This window comes from Pantoea sp. JZ2 (assembly GCF_035191405.1).
Lineage (GTDB): Bacteria > Pseudomonadota > Gammaproteobacteria > Enterobacterales > Enterobacteriaceae > Pantoea > Pantoea stewartii.
In genome coordinates, this window is the sequence record NZ_CP045247.1 from 418907 (window position 1) to 441759 (window position 22853).

General features: G+C 54.4%; 24 protein-coding genes. 16 read left to right on the top strand and 8 right to left on the bottom strand.

Translation table 11 applies throughout. From position 1 onward, the window contains the following. Positions 1-93: 93 nt before the first annotated feature. The 5 genes from dam to GC087_RS01955 all read left to right on the top strand — a co-directional run bounded on the left by dam (position 94) and on the right by GC087_RS01955 (position 4977). A complete protein-coding gene (gene dam / locus GC087_RS01935) occupies positions 94-906 on the top strand; it encodes an adenine-specific DNA-methyltransferase (RefSeq protein WP_006120998.1) in 813 nt (270 codons plus the stop codon). Between the two features lie 66 nt (positions 907-972). Further along, positions 973-1656 carry a ribulose-phosphate 3-epimerase gene (rpe, locus tag GC087_RS01940; RefSeq protein WP_006120997.1) on the top strand — a complete coding sequence of 228 codons (684 nt, stop codon included), beginning with the start codon at positions 973-975 and terminating at the stop codon, positions 1654-1656. Further along, on the top strand, positions 1640-2317 hold the full coding sequence (locus GC087_RS01945; protein ID WP_006120996.1) for a phosphoglycolate phosphatase: 678 nt from the start codon (positions 1640-1642) through the stop codon (positions 2315-2317). Before rpe ends, GC087_RS01945 begins: the two co-directional genes overlap by 17 nt. Positions 2318-2334: 17 nt before the next feature. Beyond that, a complete protein-coding gene (gene trpS, locus GC087_RS01950) occupies positions 2335-3339 on the top strand; it encodes a tryptophan--tRNA ligase (protein WP_033741566.1) in 1005 nt (334 codons plus the stop codon). Positions 3340-3693: 354 nt separating this feature from the next. Next, positions 3694-4977, top strand: a complete 1284-nt coding sequence (locus GC087_RS01955) for a cytosine deaminase (protein ID WP_205950827.1) — start codon at positions 3694-3696, stop codon at positions 4975-4977. A gap of 36 nt (positions 4978-5013) precedes the next feature. On the opposite strand, the gene tsgA is transcribed toward GC087_RS01955, so the two are convergent. Continuing rightward, complete coding sequence (tsgA, locus tag GC087_RS01960; RefSeq protein WP_006120993.1) at positions 5014-6192, bottom strand: MFS transporter TsgA; 1179 nt, start codon at positions 6190-6192, stop codon at positions 5014-5016. Positions 6193-6451: 259 nt separating this feature from the next. On the opposite strand from tsgA, the gene ppiA reads away from it, so the two are divergent. The 5 genes from ppiA (at position 6452) to argD (ending at position 9908) form a co-directional block, all read left to right on the top strand. Beyond that, positions 6452-7024, top strand: a complete 573-nt coding sequence (gene ppiA / locus GC087_RS01965) for a peptidylprolyl isomerase A (protein ID WP_033741562.1) — start codon at positions 6452-6454, stop codon at positions 7022-7024. A gap of 78 nt (positions 7025-7102) precedes the next feature. Then, a complete protein-coding gene (locus GC087_RS01970; RefSeq protein ID WP_006120991.1) occupies positions 7103-7273 on the top strand; it encodes a FicA/YhfG family antitoxin in 171 nt (56 codons plus the stop codon). Further along, entirely contained in the window at positions 7263-7862 is a 600-nt protein-coding gene (locus tag GC087_RS01975) for a putative adenosine monophosphate-protein transferase Fic (protein WP_006120990.1), read from the top strand. Before GC087_RS01970 ends, GC087_RS01975 begins: the two co-directional genes overlap by 11 nt. A 161-nt stretch (positions 7863-8023) precedes the next feature. Then, the gene (locus GC087_RS01980; RefSeq protein ID WP_006122311.1) at positions 8024-8599 is read left to right on the top strand and encodes an aminodeoxychorismate synthase component II; all 576 of its coding nucleotides are present in this window, start codon (positions 8024-8026) and stop codon (positions 8597-8599) included. Positions 8600-8687: 88 nt separating this feature from the next. Further along, the gene (argD, locus tag GC087_RS01985) at positions 8688-9908 is read left to right on the top strand and encodes a bifunctional acetylornithine/succinyldiaminopimelate transaminase (protein WP_033741559.1); all 1221 of its coding nucleotides are present in this window, start codon (positions 8688-8690) and stop codon (positions 9906-9908) included. Between the two features lies 1 nt (position 9909). On the opposite strand, the gene GC087_RS01990 is transcribed toward argD, so the two are convergent. Together GC087_RS01990 and crp are read right to left on the bottom strand one after the other, a co-directional pair. Further along, complete coding sequence (locus tag GC087_RS01990) at positions 9910-11985, bottom strand: YccS/YhfK family putative transporter (protein ID WP_033741557.1); 2076 nt, start codon at positions 11983-11985, stop codon at positions 9910-9912. A gap of 58 nt (positions 11986-12043) precedes the next feature. Next, positions 12044-12676, bottom strand: a complete 633-nt coding sequence (gene crp / locus GC087_RS01995; protein WP_000242758.1) for a cAMP-activated global transcriptional regulator CRP — start codon at positions 12674-12676, stop codon at positions 12044-12046. A gap of 302 nt (positions 12677-12978) precedes the next feature. Between crp and GC087_RS02000 the strand changes: the two genes are divergently transcribed. Beyond that, positions 12979-13383, top strand: a complete 405-nt coding sequence (locus tag GC087_RS02000) for an OsmC family protein (protein WP_162286694.1) — start codon at positions 12979-12981, stop codon at positions 13381-13383. A gap of 29 nt (positions 13384-13412) precedes the next feature. Here GC087_RS02000 and GC087_RS02005 read toward each other — a convergent pair whose 3' ends face one another. The 3 genes from GC087_RS02005 to GC087_RS02015 form a co-directional block, all read right to left on the bottom strand. Further along, positions 13413-14282: a phosphoribulokinase gene (locus GC087_RS02005; RefSeq protein WP_033741552.1), complete on the bottom strand. Its 870-nt coding sequence runs from the start codon at positions 14280-14282 to the stop codon at positions 13413-13415. Positions 14283-14343: 61 nt separating this feature from the next. Further along, a complete protein-coding gene (locus GC087_RS02010) occupies positions 14344-14562 on the bottom strand; it encodes a YheU family protein (protein WP_006120556.1) in 219 nt (72 codons plus the stop codon). Between the two features lie 4 nt (positions 14563-14566). Beyond that, entirely contained in the window at positions 14567-15583 is a 1017-nt protein-coding gene (locus GC087_RS02015; protein ID WP_006120557.1) for a hydrolase, read from the bottom strand. 52 nt (positions 15584-15635) lie between these two features. On the opposite strand from GC087_RS02015, the gene GC087_RS02020 reads away from it, so the two are divergent. Then, positions 15636-16238, top strand: coding sequence for a LysE family translocator (locus GC087_RS02020; protein ID WP_033741549.1), 603 nt, complete (start codon positions 15636-15638; stop codon positions 16236-16238). A 2-nt stretch (positions 16239-16240) separates the two neighbouring features. Here GC087_RS02020 and GC087_RS02025 read toward each other — a convergent pair whose 3' ends face one another. Further along, positions 16241-17221, bottom strand: a complete 981-nt coding sequence (locus GC087_RS02025) for a LacI family DNA-binding transcriptional regulator (RefSeq protein WP_006120559.1) — start codon at positions 17219-17221, stop codon at positions 16241-16243. 235 nt (positions 17222-17456) lie between these two features. Between GC087_RS02025 and tauA the strand changes: the two genes are divergently transcribed. The 4 genes from tauA to tauD are packed head-to-tail and all read left to right on the top strand — an operon-like array spanning position 17457 to position 20875. Further along, complete coding sequence (gene tauA, locus GC087_RS02030) at positions 17457-18434, top strand: taurine ABC transporter substrate-binding protein (RefSeq protein ID WP_262959563.1); 978 nt, start codon at positions 17457-17459, stop codon at positions 18432-18434. 10 nt (positions 18435-18444) lie between these two features. Further along, positions 18445-19212 (top strand): taurine ABC transporter ATP-binding subunit, encoded by a 768-nt coding sequence (tauB, locus tag GC087_RS02035; protein WP_033741545.1) that lies wholly within the window; start codon positions 18445-18447, stop codon positions 19210-19212. Continuing rightward, positions 19209-20039 (top strand): taurine ABC transporter permease TauC, encoded by an 831-nt coding sequence (gene tauC, locus GC087_RS02040; protein ID WP_006120562.1) that lies wholly within the window; start codon positions 19209-19211, stop codon positions 20037-20039. The genes tauB and tauC overlap by 4 nt, the downstream gene beginning before the upstream one ends. Then, on the top strand, positions 20036-20875 hold the full coding sequence (gene tauD, locus GC087_RS02045) for a taurine dioxygenase (RefSeq protein ID WP_262959561.1): 840 nt from the start codon (positions 20036-20038) through the stop codon (positions 20873-20875). Before tauC ends, tauD begins: the two co-directional genes overlap by 4 nt. Before the next feature lie 53 nt (positions 20876-20928). Here the strand turns inward: tauD and GC087_RS02050 are convergent, their stop codons facing one another. After that, a complete protein-coding gene (locus tag GC087_RS02050) occupies positions 20929-22833 on the bottom strand; it encodes an ABC transporter ATP-binding protein (RefSeq protein ID WP_058701411.1) in 1905 nt (634 codons plus the stop codon). Between the last annotated feature and the right edge of the window lie 20 nt (positions 22834-22853).

The window sequence follows — 22853 nt, forward strand, 5'->3', positions numbered from 1 at the left end:
ATGTGGGGCCTGCCCATGCGGGCCTTGTTTTAAGCGCAGATCTGCTGTCGGTTCAACCACAGCCTCACAATAAGATGTAATTACCACGACAGCATGAAAAAAAATCGCGCTTTTTTGAAATGGGCGGGGGGGAAATTTCCCTTAGTCGAAGAGATCCACCGTCATTTGCCGCAAGGTGATTGCCTGATCGAACCCTTCGTTGGCGCGGGCTCCGTGTTTCTTAACACCGATTTTGATCGCTATCATCTGGCCGACATCAACAACGATCTCATCAATCTCTACAATATTGTCAAAACGCGCACGGCGGATTTTATTCGCGATGCGCGTTTACTGTTTACCAGCGAAACAAACAGCGAAATCCGTTATTACCAACTGCGCACGGAGTTTAACCTCAGTCATGACGCTTATCAGCGTGCGCTGCTGTTCCTCTATCTGAATCGCCACTGCTACAACGGCCTGTGCCGTTACAATCTGCGTGGTGAGTTCAATGTGCCGTTTGGGCGCTATCGTAAACCTTACTTCCCGGAAGCCGAGCTGCTCTGGTTTGCCGAACGGGCGCAAAAGGCGACGTTTGTCTGTGAATCCTACGATGTTACCCTGAACAATGCCCAAAAAGGCTCTGTGGTATATTGTGATCCGCCGTACGCGCCGCTGTCCGCAACGGCTAACTTCACGGCTTACCACACCAACAGTTTTAGCCTGCATGAGCAGCAGCATCTGGCGCAACTGGCCGCAAAGCTGGCGTCTGAGAGTCAAATTCCGGTCCTGATTTCTAACCATGATACGGAACTGACGCGTTGCTGGTATCAGGATGCCGTGTTACATGTGGTCAAAGTCCGGCGTTCTATTAGCCGAAGCATAACCGGTCGCACCAAGGTCGACGAACTGCTGGCACTCTATAGCTAGTCTGTTTCGTCCGCGACCAGGGTACTACGCCAGCCATCATGCTGGCGCACAACAGTGGAGAATCGGATGAAACAATATTTGCTGGCCCCTTCCATCCTTTCGGCAGACTTTGCTCGCCTGGGTGAAGACACCGCGAAGGCACTGGCGGCCGGAGGCGACGTGGTTCACTTCGACGTAATGGACAACCACTACGTGCCGAATCTGACAATGGGACCGATGGTGTTGAAAGCGCTGCGTGACTATGGCATCACAGCCCCGATCGATGTGCATCTCATGGTGAAGCCAGTGGACGCGTTAATCCCCGAGTTTGCCAAGGCTGGCGCGACCTACATCACGTTCCACCCCGAAGCGAGCGAGCACGTTGACCGCACGCTGCAGTTAATCAAAGAGCACGGTTGCAAAGCAGGCCTGGTCTTTAATCCTGCCACTCCGCTCAGCTACCTCGACTATGTGATGGATAAACTGGACATCATTTTGCTGATGTCGGTGAACCCCGGCTTTGGTGGTCAGTCATTTATCCCCGGCACGCTCGACAAGCTTCGTGAAGCGCGTAAGCGGATTGATCAGAGCGGCTACAGCATTCGCCTTGAAGTCGACGGTGGTGTGAAGATTGATAACATTGCGCAAATCGCGGCAGCGGGTGCAGATATGTTCGTTGCCGGTTCGGCCATCTTTGGCCATCCGGATTACAAGAAAGTGATCGACGACATGCGGAACGAGCTGGAGAAAGCGAATGGCTCATTTCACTGATATTCGTGGGCTGGCCTTTGACCTGGATGGTACGCTGGTCGACAGCGCGCCGGGGCTGGCGGATGCGATCGATTTGACGCTGGCAGACCTGGCGTTGCCTGCTGCTGGCGTGGCGCGCGTGTCAACGTGGATTGGGAATGGTGCCGACGTTATGATGTGCCGTGCGCTGACCTGGGCGCTCGGACGCGAGCCACACCCGGACGAGCAGCGTGATGCGCGTGTGCTGTTTGACAAACATTATGCCAGCACGGTGGAGGCGGGCAGTACCCTGTTTCCTCAGGTCAAAGAGACGCTGACACGGTTACAGGCCACAGGCATGCCGATGGCGATTGTGACCAATAAGCCGACGCCGTTTGTCGCGCCGCTGCTGCAATCGCTGGGAATCGACCAGGCGTTTTCGTTGATCATTGGTGGCGATGATGTGGTGGTTAAAAAACCGCATCCTGCCGCGATTTTTCTGGTGTTGGGTAAATGGGGGCTGCTGCCCTCACAACTGCTGTTTGTCGGGGATTCACGCAATGATATTCTGGCCGCGCAGTCTGCCGGCGTACCCAATGTCGGCATGACGTTTGGCTATAACTATGGTGAACCTATTGCCAGCAGCCAGCCCGATCTGACCCTTGACTCTTTTGACGAACTTTTGCCCGCTATCGGGCTGTAATTTATCAGGACATAAGCATGAGCAAACCCATCGTTTTCAGCGGCGCACAGCCGTCCGGCGAACTGACCATTGGCAACTATATGGGGGCGCTGCGTCAGTGGGTGCAGATGCAGGACGATTTCCACTGCATTTACTGTATCGTCGATCTGCACGCCATCACCGTGCGCCAGGATCCGGTTGCACTGCGTAAAGCCACCTTAGATACGCTGGCGCTCTATCTGGCCTGCGGCATCGATCCCGAGAAGAGCACCATCTTTGTTCAGTCGCATGTGCCGGAGCACACGCAACTCAGCTGGATTCTGAACTGCTACACCTATTTCGGTGAGCTGAGCCGCATGACCCAGTTCAAAGACAAATCCTCACGCTATGAAGAAAACATCAACGCGGGTTTGTTCAGTTATCCGGTGCTGATGGCTGCCGACATTCTGCTTTACCAGACCGCGCAGGTACCGGTGGGGGAAGATCAGAAACAGCATCTTGAGCTGAGCCGTGATATTGCGAGCCGGTTTAATGCGTTGTATGGCGATATCTTCAAGGTGCCGGAGCCATTCATTCCAAAATCAGGCGCACGCGTGATGTCGCTGCTGGAACCGACGAAAAAGATGTCTAAGTCGGATGATAACCGCAACAATGTGATCGGCCTGCTTGAAGATCCCAAATCGGTGGTTAAAAAGATTAAGCGTGCGATGACCGACTCTGAAGAGCCGCCGGTTATCCGCTATGACATTAAAGAGAAAGCGGGCGTCTCGAATCTGCTGGACATCCTGTCAGGCGTAACCGGTACGCCGGTGACCGCGCTGGAGCAGGCGTTCGAAGGCAAAATGTACGGGCACCTGAAAGGCGCGGTCGCAGAAGCCGTATCGGGCATGCTGACAGACCTGCAGGAACGTTATCATCGCTTCCGCAACGACGAAGCGTTGCTGGAAAAGGTGATGCGTGACGGTGCACAGAAAGCCCGTGCCCAGGCGCAGGAAACCCTGAAAAAAGTCTATGAAGCGGTCGGGTTTGTTTCTCAACCCTAATCGGTAACGTTGTAAGTCAAACGGCGAGCGAAGGCTCGCCGTTTTGATTTTCCCCCCCGGCGTAATGGGCGGCGCAGGCTGACCACGCTGCCGACAAAGGAAAATGACGGCCAGGTACCACGCGCAAACGGAGCGGAACGTGTGCCAACCCTTCTTGCGTTTCGCTTTCGGTAATCATGTCATCTTATTCGTCCCCGACCTTTTGCTCCCGCGCCTGATCTGTCCGCAGAGGCAGGGCACCGGTTCGGCCTCGTACGCGCTAAGTGATTTAAATAACGAATAAAGTCATCTGGAGCAGGGCAGAGAGATCGTGTTAGCTTTACTTCGCAGCGCTTAACGCATGAGGAGCCCGGAATGACAACAGCACCACTTCGCTGGATAAACAATCTGCGTTTGCCCACCCGGGAAGGGCTGTGGCAGATAGAGATCGTGGAAGGAAAAATCGCCCGCATCACGGCGCAGCCTCAGCAGCTGTCAGCCGAGGGCGCAGCACTCGATGCGGAAGGCGGCCTGGCGTACGCGCCTTTTATTGAGCCTCATATTCACCTGGATACCACCCAAACGGCGGGTGAACCGGCCTGGAATCAGTCCGGCACGCTGTTTGAAGGTATTGAGCGCTGGGCAGAGCGGAAAGCCTTATTAAGTCATGAGGATGTAAAACGGCGCGCGATGCAAACGCTGAAATGGCAGATCGCGAATGGCATACAGTTTGTGCGCACGCATGTGGATGTGTCCGATCCGACGTTAACCGCCCTCAAGGCTATGCTGGAACTGAAAGCGGAGATGGCACCCTGGATCACGATTCAAATCGTGGCGTTCCCGCAGGAAGGCATTCTGTCTTACCCTAATGGCGAAGCGCTACTTGAAGAAGCGCTCCGACTCGGCGCGGATGTCGTCGGCGCGATTCCCCATTTTGAGTTCACGCGGGAGTACGGCGTGGAATCCCTGCATAAAGCGTTCGCGCTGGCCAACCGTTACGACAGGCTGGTAGACGTGCACTGTGACGAAATTGACGATGAGCAGTCACGCTTCGTCGAAACCGTTGCCGCGCTGGCACACCGTGACGGGATGGGTGCGCGCGTCACGGCAAGCCATACCACAGCGATGCACTCGTATAACGGGGCTTATACTTCTCGTCTGTTTCGCTTACTGAAGCTCTCCGGCATCAACTTTGTTGCCAATCCCCTGGTGAATATTCACCTACAGGGTCGCTTTGACAGCTATCCCAAACGCCGCGGCATTACCCGGGTGAAAGAGCTGCTGGAGGCGGAGATTAACGTCTGTTTTGGCCATGACGACGTATTCGATCCCTGGTATCCGCTGGGTACGGGCAATATGCTTCAGGTGCTGCATATGGGATTACATGTGTGTCAGCTGATGGGGTACGAGCAAATTAATGCCGGGCTCGATCTGATTACACGCAACAGTGCCAACACGCTGAATTTAGCAGAGTACGGTATTCAGCGCGGTCATGAAGCCAGTTTTATCATTCTGCCCGCAGAGAACGGTTTTGATGCGGTCAGGCGGCAGGTGCCGGTGCGTTATTCGCTTCGGCGTGGAAAGGTCATCGCGGCGACGCAGCCCGCAGAGAGCAAAATCTGTCTGGAAACGTGGGAAGCGGTGACCTTTAGGCGATGAAGCAAAGGGCGGCGCGTTGCCGCCGCCCTGAGAGGATTAATGCGTGATATGACCGTGCGAGCGGTGTTTGGTCACCAGGCCCAGCAACGCACACATGATAAACACCACGGCGTACAGGCCATTTGCCGTTAGCAGCGCGCTGTGCACGCCGCTGTTTTTCACAATGGGTGACGTAACGACGAAGGTCAGCATGGTACCCACGGTGCCACAGGTCAGAATAAAGTTAACCAGCTTGGGAGACGCGACTTTGGTTTGTAGAGAGCCGAGCGTAATGATGGTCGTATAGATCGCGCTTGAGCTGAAGCCCAGCGTCAGAATAATCCACCGCAACATGCTTGCATCCTGGCTGCTTACGAACCAGTACATCAGCACCGTGGCCAGTCCTGCCAGTACCATCAGAATACGTTGCAGATCGAAGAAGCGCAGCAGGAAGCTGAATACCCACATGCCGACCATATAAGCGGTCCAGAAGCTTCCTACCAGTTGACCGGCATCATCAATATTCATGCCCATCACTTTGGTGGCATATTCAGGCACCCAGGAAATAAAGCCGAGCTGGCCAAGAATGTAGCATAAGGCGGCAATCGCCAGTAACAGTACGCCCAGTCCCCATTTTTCTTTTTCAACCGTTGGGCTGTTCTCTGGCTTACGCAGAACCGGAAACTCCACGAATAACGTCATGATAAAAATACCGACGTAAATGACGCCAATGCAGACGTAAACCCAGTACCACGGCAGATGACGTGCCAGTAAAATGCCGGCCAGAATCGGGAAAATGGTGCCAGCCATACTAAAGAAGGAGTCCGTAAACAGCAGGCGTGAACCCCGTTGGCGGCCTTCGTACATGTGGGTAATCAGGAACGTCCCAATCGACATGGTGATACCACTGACGACGCCCAGTACGAACATGCACAGCGAAAATACCGACAGATCCCGGCTGGTCATCAGTCCGATAACGGCTAATACCATCAGCACAAAGCCAAAAATCAACTGGCGTTTGAGCGGCACAATGACCATCAACCAGGCATTAAGGAAAACGGCAGCCAGGATGCCACTGTTCAGGAAAGTGAAGGTGTTACCCATACTGTCGATGGGAATCTGGAAATCTTTCGCGATATCACCCATTACCATACCGGTGACAATCACCAGGGCACCGGTGAGCGCATAGGAAAGAAAGCTAATCCAGGTAAGGCCGATACGATTACGATTTGTCATGTTCTGAACCTGTTGGGAAGCGGGAGCGCTGAAGCGGCAGAAATTGTAAACGGAACCGTGATCTTAATAAACTAAGAGTGAAAACTGTTGTCATTCATTTCATCAATACTGTGATTTTAGTCACGAAGCGGAAGCAATCTTTTTCAGGCGTTTTTGGGTGCGTTTAGCGTAAATATAGGTAAAACGCTGGCTCTTGTATTACATGCTCTTTACAATCAATATCGTTTTTGAGCTAGCTCTCCAAAGTAAGGAATTACTCATGTTTAAACGTACTTTGACAGCGGCAGTTGCCCTGTTAGCGCTCTCTTCTGTTTCTGCCTCAGCTTTAGCGGCCAAAGGTGATACGCATGTCCTGCTGACCACTTCTGCCGGTAACATCGAACTCGAACTGAATAATCAAAAAGCACCGATCTCCGTTAAAAACTTCGTTGATTACGTTAACAGTGGTTTTTACAACAACACGATTTTTCACCGCGTTATCCCGGGTTTTATGATTCAGGGCGGTGGCTTTACCAATGAAATGCAGCAAAAACAAACCAATGCGCCGATCAAAAATGAAGCGGATAATGGTCTGCGCAACCTGCGCGGCACCATCTCCATGGCGCGCACCTCCGACAAAGACAGCGCCACCAGCCAGTTCTTTCTGAACGTCGCTGACAACGCCTTTCTGGATCATGGTCAGCGCGATTTTGGCTACGCCGTCTTTGGTAAGATCGTGAAGGGCCAGGACGTCGTGGACAAAATCTCTCAGGTGCCAACCAAAGATGTCGGGCCTTACCAGAATGTTCCCGTCAAGCCGGTGGTCATTTTGTCAGCAAAAGTCCTGCCCTGATTGTCTTGATTGCCATCCCGTTTCCGGCAAAGGGAAAATTTGCTCTTATACTTAGGGCAAACCTGAGCAGGAGGCGGTATGGCAAATACACTTACAGACAAACAGAAGGCAGCGCTCTGGCGACAGCGGCGGAATGCCAGCTATCGGGCAAGCTGTCGGCTTGAAGGCTTTACCCTGACGGAACCGGAGGTTAAGGGTGAAGAGGCGGAAGCCCGTCTGGCCTCATTAAGGAGGCAATATGGCTGCTAATACTGCCGTCACGCAGGATCCCTACCTGTGGCAAAACGACACGGTCCTCAAAAACCGTCTCGATATTCATGATGAGGCACAGTTACGTAAAGCGGAACTGAGCTTTAGCGCCGCCCGGCTTGCCACGCTTGAACTGGGCCCACCCAAAATCGGCCTGCCTTACCTGTGTCACATTCACCGTACGCTGTTTCAGGATGTCTACAGTTGGGCTGGCGAACTCCGCACGCTGGACATCTGGCGCGACGAAACCCCTTTTTGTCACTTCGAATATATCGAAAAAGAGGGTAATGCACTCATGGCCGCGCTAGAAGAAGAGAACGGCCTGGCCGATCTGCCTTTAGCTGAGTTTGCGAAACGCGTCGCCTGGTATTATTGCGAAATCAATATGCTTCATCCTTTTCGCGAAGGTAATGGCCGGGCGCAGCGTATTTTCTTTGAGCAACTGGCCCTGCATGCAGGTTACCTGCTGGAATGGGAAAAACTGAATCCGGAAGAGTGGGTCAGCGCCAGTCAGGCCGGTGCGGCAGGGGATTTACAACCGCTGGAAGACGTCTTTGCCAGCATCGTCAGCGAAGCGCATCCTGTCTGAACCCCGTTCCCGCCAGGGAGGCGAGCGCGTCTCCCTGCGCATGGTAGTCTGTTTTCCTCACATCACACTCACGTCACACCGCATGATAAGATACGGCTCTGGTCCTCATTCCGGATGCCGGGCCTTGTACGTATCCTTCTGATCTGCCTGAAATCATAACCATGCTGCTGCTTATTGATAATTACGATTCTTTTACCTGGAACCTGTACCAGTATTTTTGCCAACTGGGCGCGAACGTTCAGGTGGTAAGAAATGATGCCATCACTCTGGATGAAATGACGGCGTTGCCGTTAACCCACCTGGTGATTTCACCCGGCCCCTGTACGCCCGATCAGAGCGGGATCTCATTACAGGCCATTCGCCACTTCGCCGGTCGCCTGCCGGTGCTGGGCGTTTGTCTGGGGCATCAGGCCATCGCCCAGGTGTTTGGTGCGCAGGTCGTGCGTGCGCGCGAAGTCATGCACGGTAAGACGTCTGCTGTTCAGCATAACGGCTGTGGTGTATTTCGCGGTCTGAATCAACCGCTGACCGTAACGCGTTATCACTCGCTGATTGTGAAAGCCGATACGCTGCCTGATGAATTTGACGTCACCGCATGGAGTTTACGTGACGGTCAGCCCGACGAAATTATGGGCATCCGCCATAAAACGCTGGCACTGGAAGGCGTGCAGTTTCATCCTGAAAGTATCCTCAGCGAACAGGGACATCAACTGCTCGCTAATTTCCTGCAACAGTAAAGTTGTGTTTGCCTTTAAGTGATTTTTTATGCATATTTCATGATTATTATTTCATCATGAATCAACTCATCAGTTTGCGAGGTTGTCAATGGCAGCGGAAAACATTGCGGTAACACGGGAAACGTTCGATCAGGTTATTTTGCCTGTTTATGCACCTGCGCAGTTTGTACCGGTAAAAGGCAAAGGAAGCCGGGTGTGGGATCAGCAGGGTAAAGAGTATATCGACTTCTCGGGTGGGATTGCCGTCACCGCGCTGGGCCATTGTCACCCGGCGCTGATTGAAACCCTGAAGAAACAGGGCGAAACCCTGTGGCACACCAGCAATGTGTTCACCAATGAACCGGCTTTGCGCCTGGCCAGCAAACTGATTAACGCCACCTTCGCGGACAGAGTGTTTTTTGCCAACTCCGGCGCAGAAGCCAACGAGGCCGCGTTTAAGCTGGCGCGTTATTATGCCTGTAAACGTCATAGCCCGTTTAAAAGCAAAATTATTGCCTTCCATAATGCCTTTCATGGCCGGACGCTGTTTACGGTCACGGTAGGCGGCCAGCCAAAATATTCCGACGGTTTTGGCCCAAAACCCGCTGACATTGTGCATGTGCCATTTAACGATTTGGCGGCAGTGAAAGCCGTTATCGACGACCACACCTGTGCGATTGTCGTTGAGCCCATTCAGGGTGAAGGTGGCGTCATGCCGGCCACGCCAGAATTTATGCAGGGGCTGCGTGAGCTCTGCGATAAACATCAGGCGTTGCTGGTGCTGGATGAAGTTCAGAGCGGTATGGGGCGCAGCGGTAAGCTGTTTGCTTATGAGCACTACGGCGTCACGCCAGACATTCTGACTTCGGCGAAAGCGCTGGGCGGTGGTTTTCCTGTCAGCGCGATGCTGACCACCGAAGAGGTGGCGTCAACGATGGCTCCTGGCGTGCATGGCACCACCTATGGTGGCAATCCGCTGGCCTGTGCGATTGCTGAAACCGCGCTGGATCTGATCAATACGCCAGACGTGCTGAACGGCGTGGAATCCCGTCGCCAGCAGTTTGTCGAGGCACTCAAGGCGATTGATGCCCGTTACGATCTGTTTAGCGATATTCGCGGCAAAGGCTTACTGGTAGGCGCGGCCCTGAAGCCGCAACATGCCGGAAAATCACGCGATATCCTCAATGCCGCCGCGGCTGAAGGCGTTATGGTGCTGGTGGCTGGTACGGATGTGATGCGTTTTGCCCCTTCACTGATTATTGAACCCGCCGATATTGAAGAAGGCATGGCGCGCTTTGCCAAAGCGGTCGGGAAAGTCCTGGCTGCCTGAGTTATTTTCGACCCAGACTACGAATCAGCCAGCGACCATGATGCGGTCGCTGGTTCCACGCCAGCGATGAGATCGTGTGCATCACCTTAAGATGATCCAGAATGCGCCTGATGTGCTGCTCCAGTACTGTGACCGGTCCCTCGTTGATATCTTCAATCCCCTGTAACAGATCGGTTTGCGAACTTTCGCCGTCATATTCAAGCCGCTGCTGGCAACGCTGCAGCGCAATTTCACACCATTGCAGATAGTGCTCCGCCAGCGTAGGCGGCAGCATGGTATGTTCGCGTGCCAGAATCGTCATGGCGTTGATGTGCTCAACGATAAACTGGCTGTGCGTGACCCATAAACGCATATCCTGTAAATAGCGTGCGTTAAACCCCGGCTCCTGCATCGCCTGATTTAGTGAGTTAAAGACTGCATTGTGGGCCTGATTAACGTTAACGCGCTGATAGGCGAGTACCTCGGGAGACTGTTCCGGACCAAGCAACATGCGTAACGCGTCCTGGAAAGCCTCAAGCACATCATGTGCGTTCTGTCGTAGCAGGGCACTTTGCCACTGCGGCCAAAGCCATAACGTTCCGCCAAACGCAATCAGGCAGCCCATCAGGGTATCCAGCAGGCGCGGCAGTAAGAATTGTGCGCCGTTAAGTGACAGAAGTTGCAGGGTATATACCGCGGTGACCGTGAATCCCACCATCGACCAGCCGTAAAACTGGCGGGTAAAGCGATAGCTGATAAAGGTAATCACCAGCATGATGCTCAACACCAGCGGTTCAGGGACATCCAGCCGCAGCGAGGCTGCCGCAATCACCAGCCCGGCAAAGGTGCCCAGCGCACGGTGCTGAATACGCACCCGTGTGGCGCTGTAGTTACTCTGGCTGACAAACATAATGGTCATCAGAATCCAGTAGGGTTTGGGAATCGAAAAGAACAGCGCCAGCCCGCTACCCAGCATCAGCATCACAGAAAAACGTCCGGCCGTGCGCAGGGCAGATGAGCGCAGCGAGAGATAGCTTCTGAGTGCGGGCAGAAGCGGTAAACGGCGCTGGCGATCCGCCATCAAATCACGCTGATAAAGGGGCTTTTGTGTACGCAGTACCCGTGCGATGCGGCTGAAGTGATAAAGGCAAAAATTTCCTACCGGATTGTCCGGGTGCTGACGGGCGATTTTTTCCAGTGCCCCCAGCTGCTTGTCCATATCAAAGCGACTGGACAGTTGGTGGTACAGGATGTTGTCTGCCAGCTCACGTAAACGGGCGGAAATGGTTTTCGCATTCCAGCGAATCACGGCCTCTGCATGGCTTTGTTCTACCAGTTTTTGCACTTCTTCTGGCTGATGCAGGCTGACAGAAATGTGTTCCTGTAAATCCAGTGCGACCTGAAAAGCGCGGGTCAGTCGCTTATGACTGTGATCGCGGCTGGCGGACAGCATATGCATCTGCTGATAACAGGTGTTGATGAGGTCGATTGCTTTTTGCTGCCGCGCCAGCAACGGTGGTAGCGCCTTCTCCGGATCGGTAAGTTGCGTCAACAAGGTGTACTTGGCGTCACAATAGTTCGCCAGTTCGCGGTAAATCAGACTCAGGCTTTCACGCATTGGCTGCTCTTTCCACAGCCAAAACCAGAACCAGTTAAACAGGCCATACCACAGCGTACCGCCGATGTAGAGCAGGGGCGGTACGTAAATGGGCATGCGGCCAATCAGGCTGGTGGTAAATATCGCTGCGATCAGTGTGGCAGGGAGTAACCGTGCGTGCAGTGGGCTGATTTCACCTGTCACGCCCAGCAGCAAAGGCAGGGCGAAAAGAATAAGCGGTAAGGGCACGTCTTTAAACAGAAGCCACTGCATCAGTAAGCTACCCAGGGCAAACAGGCTGCCGCCGACAATCAGGCGTTTAAAGAAGCGTTTGTGGGGTGTATCCAGACCGGCAATATTGCAGCAGGCAGGCACCAATGAGAACAGCAATCCTTTTTGCAGATCGCCAAACAGCCAGCCGAGCGCGACGGGGAGACACAACACCAGTGTCTGGCGCAGGGCATAGTTAACTTCAGGGTGATAAATTATTCTTCGCCACATCGGCTCAACGCAAATAATTCACGGCATAACGTTGCCATTATGCCGTGAAGAATAAAGCTTAGCGCGTGCCGTAAACAACAATTGTTTTGCCGTGTGCGGAGATCAGATTCTGGTCTTCCAGCATCTTCAAAATACGTCCCACGGTTTCACGTGAACATCCCACGATTTGGCCAATTTCCTGACGCGTAATTTTAATTTGCATGCCGTCAGGATGCGTCATGGCATCCGGCTGTTTCGCCAGGTTGAGCAACGTCTGCGCAATGCGACCGGTGACATCAAGGAACGCGAGGTTGCCCACTTTTTCCGATGTGACCTGCAGACGGCGCGCCATTTGCGAGGAGAGGCGCATGAGGATGTCCGGATTCACCTGAATCAGCTGACGGAATTTTTTGTAGGAAATCTCTGCCACTTCGCACGCGGTTTTCGCACGTACCCAGGCGCTGCGCTCCTGACCTTCTTCGAACAGGCCAAGCTCACCAATAAAGTCGCCCTGATTCAGATAGGACAGAATCATCTCCTTGCCTTCTTCATCCTTAATCAGTACCGCAACGGAACCTTTAACGATGTAGTAAAGCGTTTCCGCCTTTTCACCTTGATGAATGAGCGTACTTTTGGATGGATACTTGTGAATATGGCAATGGGACAGGAACCATTCAAGTGTAGGGTCTGTTTGCGGTTTGCCGAGAACCATTCGCTATTATCCTCTGTTGTAATCGTGCCCAAAATACAGGGCTCTGTTTCCCTGCCAGGCGATGTAAGCGTTAAGCGTCTTTCCATTCAGGAAATTATTCGGGCTGCATTCGGCGCAGTGCGCATCATTCTTCCCGGCTTCGTCTTCGGATGACGAAAAATATTTTCAGCTCTGTTTGTAGCACAGCTTACGTCGACTGTCTTGTGTTGTCTCGCTTCAGCAAGATGGCGTTTTCTCTGGATTGCTGTTTCCCAGGCAAAAGCGTACGCTGAGCCAAAACAGGTTATTCTGAGGTCAAAATTATGCAGGCACGCGTCAAATGGGTTGAAGGGTTAACATTCCTGGGGGAATCATCGTCCGGCCATCAGATACTGATGGATGGCAATTCTGGCGATAAAGCGCCGAGCCCTATGGAGATGGTGCTGATGGCGGCAGGGGGATGCAGCGCCATTGACGTTGTGTCAATTTTGCAAAAAGGCCGCAACGATGTGGTTGATTGCGAAGTGAAACTATCGTCTGAACGTCGGGAAGAAGCCCCCCGCATCTTTACCCATATCAATCTGCATTTTATCGTCAGCGGCAACGCACTTTCGGATAAAGCCGTGGCACGCGCTGTCGATCTGTCAGCGGAAAAATATTGCTCTGTCGCCATCATGTTAGGCAAAGGCGTCAACATTACCCACAGCTACGAAGTGATCGCGCTGTAATCTCACAGAGGCCAGGCTGGCCTCTGTGGTTATTCAATCCGTTTCCCTTCCATGAGCCGTTTTACTAACGGCGCCATAATTAACTCCATCGCCAGTCCCATTTTGCCGCCGGGTACCACCAACGTGTTGATATTGGAAATAAACGATCCCTGCAGCATGGCCAGCAGATAGGGAAAATCAATGTCTTCCAGCCCCTGAAAGTGGATAACCACAAAGCTTTCATCCAGCGAAGGGATGGTGCGCGCGGCAAAGGGATTAGAGGTATCCACCGTGGGGACGCGCTGAAAGTTAATATGGGTTCGTGAAAACTGCGGCGTAATGAAATTGATGTAATCTTCCATGGAACGCACTACCGAATCCATCACCGCTTCGCGTGAATGGCCACGCTCGCTGGTATCGCGCACCAGTTTCTGAATCCACTCTAGGTTGACGATGGGCACGACGCCGACCAGCAAATCGACTTTTTCCGCCACATTGTGTTGTGCAGTCACCACGCCGCCGTGCAAGCCTTCATAAAACAGCACATCCGTATCCGGTGGTAACGGTTGCCAGGGCGTGAAGGTGCCGGGAACCTGGTTCCAGGGAACGGCTTCATCATAGGTGTGCAGATACTTACGCGACTGGCCCTTACCGTGTTCGCCGTATTCGATGAACGTTTGCTCCAGCAGGCCAAAATCATTCGCCTCCGGGCCAAAGTAGCTGATATGTCGCCCCAGATCGCGCGCTTTTCGGATAGCCATGTCCATTTCGGGTCGGGTAAAGCGGTGAAAACTGTCCCCTTCCAGTTCGGCAGCGTGCAAACCGAGTTGCTGAAAAATTTTACGGAACGCCAGGCTGGTGGTGGTGGTTCCCGCACCGCTGGAGCCCGTTACCGCGATAATCGGATGGCGTGCAGACATAGTTGAAGTCCCTGTGACGTCGGGCGATGAGCATTGTTAGCACGATTTTCCGTTCGTTGCATCAGCCACGAAACTCGCTTTTGCGCATGATGTTGACCGACTCGTGCAGTTCCGACCATACCAGAACGACCTCGCCGTGCTCCAGCTGACGACGCACATCGGCGACTTTTTCCGTCAGGCTGAGCTCCTGCTCGCCGTAATCCGTGCCTTCACGCAAAACAAACGCTTCGATAAGATTTTCAAGGGTTTCGGGAGAAACCTGTTCCCAGGGAATAATCACAGAGTCAGTTATCCAGATAAGAGGAAATCCACTGTGGCACGCGCTGCTCCAGCCACAACCGAGGCTGACGCAGGGTGCCACTGACGAAACCAACATGCCCACCCTGCTGTGTCAGCTGATAGGTAATAGTGGCAGATAATTGCGCAGGCTGCGGGATCACCTCATCGCTCATAAACGGGTCATCTTTTGCATGGATGATGAGCAGCGGTTTTGTCACGAACTTAAGTCGCGGCATAGCGCTGGCGCGACGGTAATAATCCGTGGCGTCGGCAAAACCATGCGCCCGGGCCGTGATCGCGTCGTCAAAGTCCCGCAGACGGCGCAGGGCGTTAAGCTGAATGAGGTTCACCGGCAACGTGTCGGGCCAGGCCCGCAGTTTACGCTGGGCATTCTTTTTTAACTGGCTTAACAGGTAACGCTGATAAACCTGTGAAAAGCCGCGCTCCAGTCGGGCGCTGCAGGGTTCCAGCATCAGGGGCGCAGACACAATCACGCCCGCGTCGATCAGGGCTTCATCACCTTGCTGGCCTAACAGGCAACCGAGCATATTCCCGCCCAGCGAGAAGCCGACAGCAGTTGTGGGTACCCGGCCCCAGCGCGTCGTCAGCCAGTGCAGGAAAAAACGCGCATCCTCGGTTTCACCGGAGTGGTATATCCGGTTCAGACGGTTCGGCTCACCGCTGCAGCCGCGAAAGTGCATTACTACCGCCAGCCAGCCACGCTGTTTGCACTGCAGCATCAGGCCATGAATATAGGGACTGTGGAAACTTCCTTCCAGGCCATGAAACAGCACCACGCGCGGTTTATGCCGGGCAAACTGAGGATCTTCACTCCAGGCCAAATCAACAAAGTCACCGTCAGGTAAATCCAGCCGCTGCCAGTGTGGCGTTAACCTTTTCGTCCGCCGTATCAACCGCGGCAGAATGGTTTGCAGGTGCGGGTTGCCCAGACCGGGCAGGGGAATGAACGCCGCGTCGTCAGGGCCCGAAAATTTCATGTTGTAAAGGCTTGTCTGTTCCATATCACACTGTTAGCTTCGATAAGTTTTCACTAAGGGAGGAGAACCCGGGTTAATGGAACTCAGTCTGTTTTTATCATTATTAGGCTTTCTTTGGGTCGCGGCGATTACACCCGGACCTAATAATATGTTACTCACCGCCTCGGGGGCCAATTTTGGTTTTTTGCGCACCCTCCCGTTGATGATCGGCATTATGATTGGCATGCAGCTAATGCTGCTGCTGGTAGCGTTTGGCGTGGGTGGATTGATACTGCTTTATCCCTCCCTGCATCTCATCCTGAAAATTGCCGGTAGCCTTTACCTGCTGTGGCTGGCCTGGAAGATTGCCACCGCAGCCTATGAGAAGCTGGAAACCGATGCGGCACCTGTCGCACCTATGCCGTTCTGGCAGGGAGGCTTATTACAACTGATCAACCCCAAAGCCTGGCTCATGGCGCTGGGTGCCGTCGCCAGTTTTAGTCTGGCCGGTGCGGGCTATCGCCATTCTGTCCTGTTAATCAGTCTTGGCATGGTTATGGTCAATCTGGTTGCAGGCGTTATCTGGATGGGCTTTGGTGCGATGATCGGCCGTATTTTACGTAGTCCCCGCGCCTGGAAACGCTTTAACCTGAGCATGGGGCTGTTAACGGCGGCCTGCGTATTGCTGATCTGGCACTGAGCTTAGCTGGATGCGCGCTCCAGGCGCGTCCAGGGCAACACTTCGCGAACAACCGGCGCGTGCGGCTGGCGAATTTTTTTCAGCAACAGCTGCACGCTGCGCGCGCCCAGTTGATACATGGGCTGTTCAATGGTGGTTAACGGTGGATTCAGGCTGCTGGTAAAGGGAATGCCGTCAAACCCCACGACGGCAAGGTCTTCCGGGACACGCAGGCCCGCCTCCAGCGCTGCATGCACCACGCCAACCGCCAGCACATCAGACACGGCAAATACCGCATCCGGCGGCTCCGCTAAACGCAACAATTCCTGCAATGCCCGACTGCCTTCTTCGCAGGTAATGCCTTCGGTATAGACGACATTCGTCCAGTCTGACCCCGATTGCGCAACGCCTTCTCGATAGCCTTGTTCGCGATATTGAGAATAGAGATAACGCATATCGCCATTCACCAGTGCAATGCGCTTACGGCCCCGGCCGGCCAGATAATGGACGGTATCACGTGCGGCGTCCAGATGATCGATGGAGACGGACGAGGCCGCAATCTCGGGATCAAACTCACAACACTGAATCCAGGGCGCATCACCGATAATATCGATCAGGCTTTGCAGCCCGGCGGCGGCATCCATCGTAATCACGCCGTCCACCACCTTGCCGGTCAGTAAGGTCAGGTAGGCCGACTCACGTTTAAACTGTGAGGCCGAATTGCACAGCAGAATATGGTAGCCGTGCATTTCTGCTTCAGCTTCGATGCCCTGAACAACTCGGGAGCAAAAAGGGTTCGTGATATCGGAGATCAGGACCAGCAGCATATGACTCTGCGAGGTTCGCAACTGACGCGCCAGCAGGTTTGGCTGATAGCCGCTTGTGGCAATGGCATCCAGCACTTTCTGTCGCGTATCTGCTTTTACCCCAGGATGCGCGTTAAGCACGCGGGATACCGTGGCTTTAGACACGCCAGCTAACAGGGCAACTTTGTCGATCGACATCGAACTCGCAAGCCTCACCGGGGAGCAAATAATAGCGCATATCAATAGCACAACCAGGATGTGAGCGCCTGACAAATTTATGGCTTTTTGTCTGAAATTTAATTTGCGTATAACGGCAATCTATTGCAGATGATGATCTAAGAATTTCTTTCTATTAGGGATAACTTTTAATTCCTTTATGAAATTACTTGTGCCAGCAACACTGCCCACATCATAAAAATGATGGGGAAAAATCATGCAAAAAGGGCGACTCACGATTCTGGCGGCGGTCCTGTCAGTGCTGGCGTTTCAGGCCAACGCGGTCAACGTAACGGTGGCTTATCAGACCTCCGCTGAACCCGCGAAGGTGGCGCAGGCGGATAATACGTTTGCCAAAGAGAGCGGTGCGACGGTCGAATGGCGCAAATTCGATAGCGGATCAGGCGTGCTTCGTGCGCTGGCATCAGGCGATGTCCAGATTGGCAATATTGGTTCCAGCCCACTGGCCGTTGCGGCAACGCAGCAGCTCCCCATCGAAGCCTTTTTACTGGCTTCTCAGTTAGGCAATTCTGAAGCGCTGGTCGTGAAGAAAACGATCACCCGTCCCCAGGACCTGATCGGCAAGCGGATCGCTGTCCCCTTTATTTCGACTACCCATTACAGCTTGTTAGCGGCATTAAAACACTGGGGGATTAAGCCGTCTCAGGTCCAACTGGTCAATCTGCAACCGCCTGCGATTGTGGCGGCCTGGCAACGCGGGGACATTGACGGTGCTTACGTTTGGGCACCTGCGGTGAATGAACTGGAGAAAGATGGCACCGTTTTAACGGATTCGTCGCAGGTCGGGCGCTGGGGCGCACCGACACTTGATGTCTGGGTGGTACGCAAAGACTTCGCGCAGCAGCATCCGGATATCGTGACCGCCTTTGCCCGTAGCGCTATTGAGGCGCAGAAAGCCTACCTGGACCATCCCGAACACTGGCTTAAACAGCCTGATAACCTCAGTAAACTTTCGCGCTTAAGCGGCGTGCCCGAGCAACAAATTCCTGGACTGGTTAAGGGCAACACCTATCTGACCGCCGCCCAGCAGGTGGCGCAACTGCAGCAGCCGGTGAACAAAGCCATCGTGGACACGGCGCAATTCCTGAAAGAACAGGGCAAGGTGCCGCAGGCCGGTAATGATTACAGCGCCTTTGTCACGAGTCGTTTTGTTGCGCCCCTGGTCAAGCCCTGAGGACATCGTCATGTTGCGAATAGCCCATCTGAACGCGAGCTATGGCGGACAGCCGGTATTACAGGACATCTCACTGCGCGTGGAGGATAACGCGCTGGTCGTTGTGCTGGGACCGTCAGGCTGTGGCAAAACCACGTTGCTGAATCTGATCGCCGGGTTTTTACCGGTCGAGTCCGGCAGTATTTCTCTGGACGGCAAGGCAATTCAGGGGCCAGGCGCCGATCGCGGCGTGGTGTTTCAGCATGAAGGCCTGCTGCCCTGGCGGAATGTGCTGGATAACGTCGCTTTCGGATTACAGATTGCCGGTATGGCGCGCCAGCCGCGTGAAGCCCTTGCACGGCAGATGATAAAAAATGTTGGGCTGGAAGGCGCTGAAAAGCGGCATATCTGGCAGTTATCTGGCGGACAGCGTCAACGCGTTGGCATCGCCCGCGCGCTGGCTGCCGATCCCCGCCTGTTACTGCTCGATGAACCGTTTGGCGCACTTGATGCGTTTACCCGTGAACAAATGCAGACCTTGCTGTTAAGGCTGTGGCAGGACAGCGGTAAACAGATCCTGCTGATTACGCATGACATTGAAGAAGCCATTTTTCTGGCGAGCGAGCTGGTGCTGCTCTCTCCGGGGCCCGGTCGGGTACAGGAAACGCTGACGCTGAATTTTGGCCAGCGTTTCGTGGACGGCGAACCCTGCCGCAGCATCAAGTCTGATCCCGATTTCATCGCCCAACGGGAATATGTGCTGAACCGGGTATTTGCACAACGGGAGGCATTTGCATGAGTGCGATCATTAACGATGTGCCGACCCGCGCCCGGCGTCGTCGCCTGCGCTGGCCTTTCTCCCTGACGGCCACGCTGAGCACAGTGAGCCTGCTTGTGCTGTTGTTCATCTGGTGGAGCGTGACCACACTGGGGCTCATTGCGCCGCTGTTTCTGCCGTCGCCGCAGCAGGTGCTGAGTAAGTTACTGAGCGTTGCCGGTCCGCAGGGGTTTATGGACGCGACGTTATGGCAGCACCTGTCAGCCAGCCTGACGCGCATGCTGATCGCGCTCAGCGCGGCGGCATTAACAGGCATTCCGGTGGGCATTGCGATGGGCGTCAGCCCGGTTTTACGTGCCCTGATCGATCCCCTGATTGAGCTCTATCGGCCCGTGCCGCCGCTGGCGTATTTACCTTTGATGGTCATTTGGTTCGGTATTGGTGAAACATCGAAAATACTGCTGATCACGCTGGCGATTTTTGCCCCGATAGTGCTGTCGACTGTGGCCGGTGTTCGCAACGCACAGCAGGTTCGTCTGCGCGCCGCGGCATCGTTGGGGGCGAATCGCTGGCAACGGCTGCGCTGGGTCATCCTGCCGGGTGCCTTGCCAGAGATACTGACCGGCTTACGCATTGGATTAGGTGTGGGCTGGTCAACGCTGGTGGCCGCCGAGCTCATTGCTGCCACGCGTGGGCTGGGCTTTATGGTGCAGTCGGCAGGGGAATTTCTGGCAACGGATGTGGTGCTGGCAGGGATCGCGGTGATTGCCATTGTGGCATGTAGTTTAGAACTGGGTCTGCGTGCGCTACAGCGCCGTCTGACGCCCTGGAACGGAGAGCAAAAATGAACGAAAAGTTAGCGATTACGCCTCTGGGCCCCTTTATCGGCGCGCAGGTCGGCAACCTTGATGTCTCGCGTCCACTCAGTGACGCGCAGTTTGAGCAGCTCTATCACGCCTTGCTGCGTCATCAGGTACTGTTTTTACGTGATCAGGTGATCACGCCCGAGCAGCATCGTGCGCTGGCCATTCGCTTCGGCGATCTTCATATCCATCCGGTTTATCCGCATGCGCCGGGCGTGGAAGAGATCATTGTCCTGGATACGCATCAGGATAATCCTCCGGATAATGATAACTGGCACACCGATGTGACGTTCATTCAGACGCCTCCGGCTGTGGCGCTGCTGGCGTCCAAAGTCTTGCCGGAGGCGGGTGGGGATACGTTATGGACCAGCGGTATTGCGGCGTATGAGGCGCTGTCTGCTCCCTTCAAAACCTTGCTGTCTGAACTCTATGCGGAGCACGATTTTACAAAGTCGTTTCCGGAATATAAACACCGTAAGACAGAAGAGGAACACCAGCGCTGGCGGCAGGCTGCGGCGAAAAACCCACCTGTGCAGCATCCTGTTATCCGGACGCATCCGGTTAGTGGGAAAAAAGCGCTGTTCGTCAATGAGGGTTTTACAACCCGAATTCTGACGCTGAGTCAGAAAGAGAGCGATGTATTACTGGGCTTTTTGTTTGCGCATAGCACGAAACCGGAGTTTCAGGTGCGCTGGCGCTGGCAGCCTAATGACCTGGCGATTTGGGACAATCGCGTCACTCAGCACTACGCCAATGCCGATTACTATCCGGCCCGAAGAGTGATGCAGCGCGCCACGGTATTAGGCGATAAGCCTTACTGAACCGTACCGCGAGTACACCGGTACGGTTGTGACGAAAGGTGATGCCGCCTCTGTCAGGAGGCGAGCATCGCTTCCAGTTTTTCCTGCGCGTCCAGCCAGGCCATTTCCACCTCTTCCAGCGCCGATTTACTCTCAGCCTGTTTTTGCAGGGCAGCCGTTAAATCAGCCTTGCGGCTGTGTTCGTACAGCGCGCTGTCTGCCAGCAGGTGTTCGGCGTCGGCCAGTTGGGCTTGCCACTTCGCCATCTGTTTTTCTAACTTCTCGATTTCTTTGCGCAAGGGCTGGGTCTGCGTTCGCAGCTCGGCTTCACGACGCTTTTGATCCTTACGGGCCTGAGCACTGTTACCATTGTCCTGTTTAGGCGCGGCCTCATTTTGCGTTTGCTGTTTTTGCAGGTCGCTCAGCCACTGCTGATAATCTTCCAGATCGCCCGGGAACACATCAACGCTGCCATCATGCACCAGATAGAGGTCATCGGTGGTGGCGCGTAACAGATGGCGATCGTGCGATACGACAACCAGTGCGCCTTCGAAATCAATCAACGCCTCAGTTAATGCCTGACGCATGTCCAAATCGAGGTGGTTGGTGGGTTCGTCCAGTAACAGCAGGTTGGGGCGCTGCCAGACAATCAGCGCCAGCACCAGCCGCGCTTTTTCGCCGCCAGAGAAGCGTTCGGTTACCTCTGTGACTTTATCGCCCTGAAAGCCAAAGCCGCCCAGATAATCCCGTAACTGCTGCTCGAGCACTTTCGGCGCAAGCCGTGAAAGATGTTGTAAAGGCGACTCATCGGCGCGCAGGAACTCCAGCTGATGCTGAGCGAAGTAACCCAGCTTGATCCCTTTCGCCAGGCCAATTTCGCCCGCTTTGGCGGCGAGTTCGCCCGCCAGCAGCTTAATCAGCGTTGACTTGCCGGCACCGTTGCGACCCAGCAGGCCAATGCGCGATCCCGGCACCAGGTTAAGTTTAATGGCGTTCAGAATAATGCGATCGCCATAGCCCGCGGTAACTTTATCCATTTTCAGCAGCGGATTCGGCAGGCTTTCGGGTGCGCGGAAGCTGAAGCTAAACGGATTATCCACATGGGCTGGCGCAATCAGCTCCATCCGTTCCAGCATCTTAATACGGCTTTGCGCCTGTTTGGCTTTGGTGGCCTGTGCACGGAAACGATCGATATATTTTTGCAGGTGCGCCACTTTTTCCTGCTGACTCTGGTATAACGCCTGCTGCTGGGCCAGTTTCGCGCCGCGCTGGCGTTCGAAGGAACTGTAGTTGCCGGTGTACTCGGTCATCGTCTGCTGTTCGATGTGGATAATTTTGTCCACCACCGGATCGAGAAAATCGCGATCGTGCGAGATCAGAATCAGCGTGCCCTCATAGCTTTTTAGCCAGCGTTCCAGCCAGATCACGGCGTCCAGATCGAGGTGGTTCGTCGGTTCATCGAGTAACAACAGGTCCGATCGACACAGCAGTGCCTGGGCCAGGTTAAGACGCATGCGCCAGCCCCCCGAAAAATCACTGACCGGGCGCTGAAGCTGTTCCTGACTGAATCCGAGCCCGTGCAGCAGGCTTGAGGCGCGCGACTGAATCGTCCAGGCCTGAATGGTATCGAGCTTACCGTGAATCAGGGCGATGGCATTTCCGTCATTTCTGATGTTGGCCTCTGCCAGTTCTGCTTCAAGATGGCGGTATTCACGGTCGCCATCGATGACATAGTCAAGGGCGGCCTGGCTGAGGGCAGGCGTTTCCTGATTCACCCAGGCAAGCGACCAGTTACCGGGAAAGGTAAACGATCCCGCATCGCTGGTGATCTCACCTTTCAGCAACGACAGCAGGGTGGATTTTCCACAGCCGTTTTTACCCACCAGCCCGACTTTTTGGCCGGGATTGATGGTGGCGGTAGCGTTGTCGAGCAGGACGCGAACACCGCGGCGAATTTGTAGGGCAGAAAAGACAATCATAAGCGCCGTATCGTCAGAAT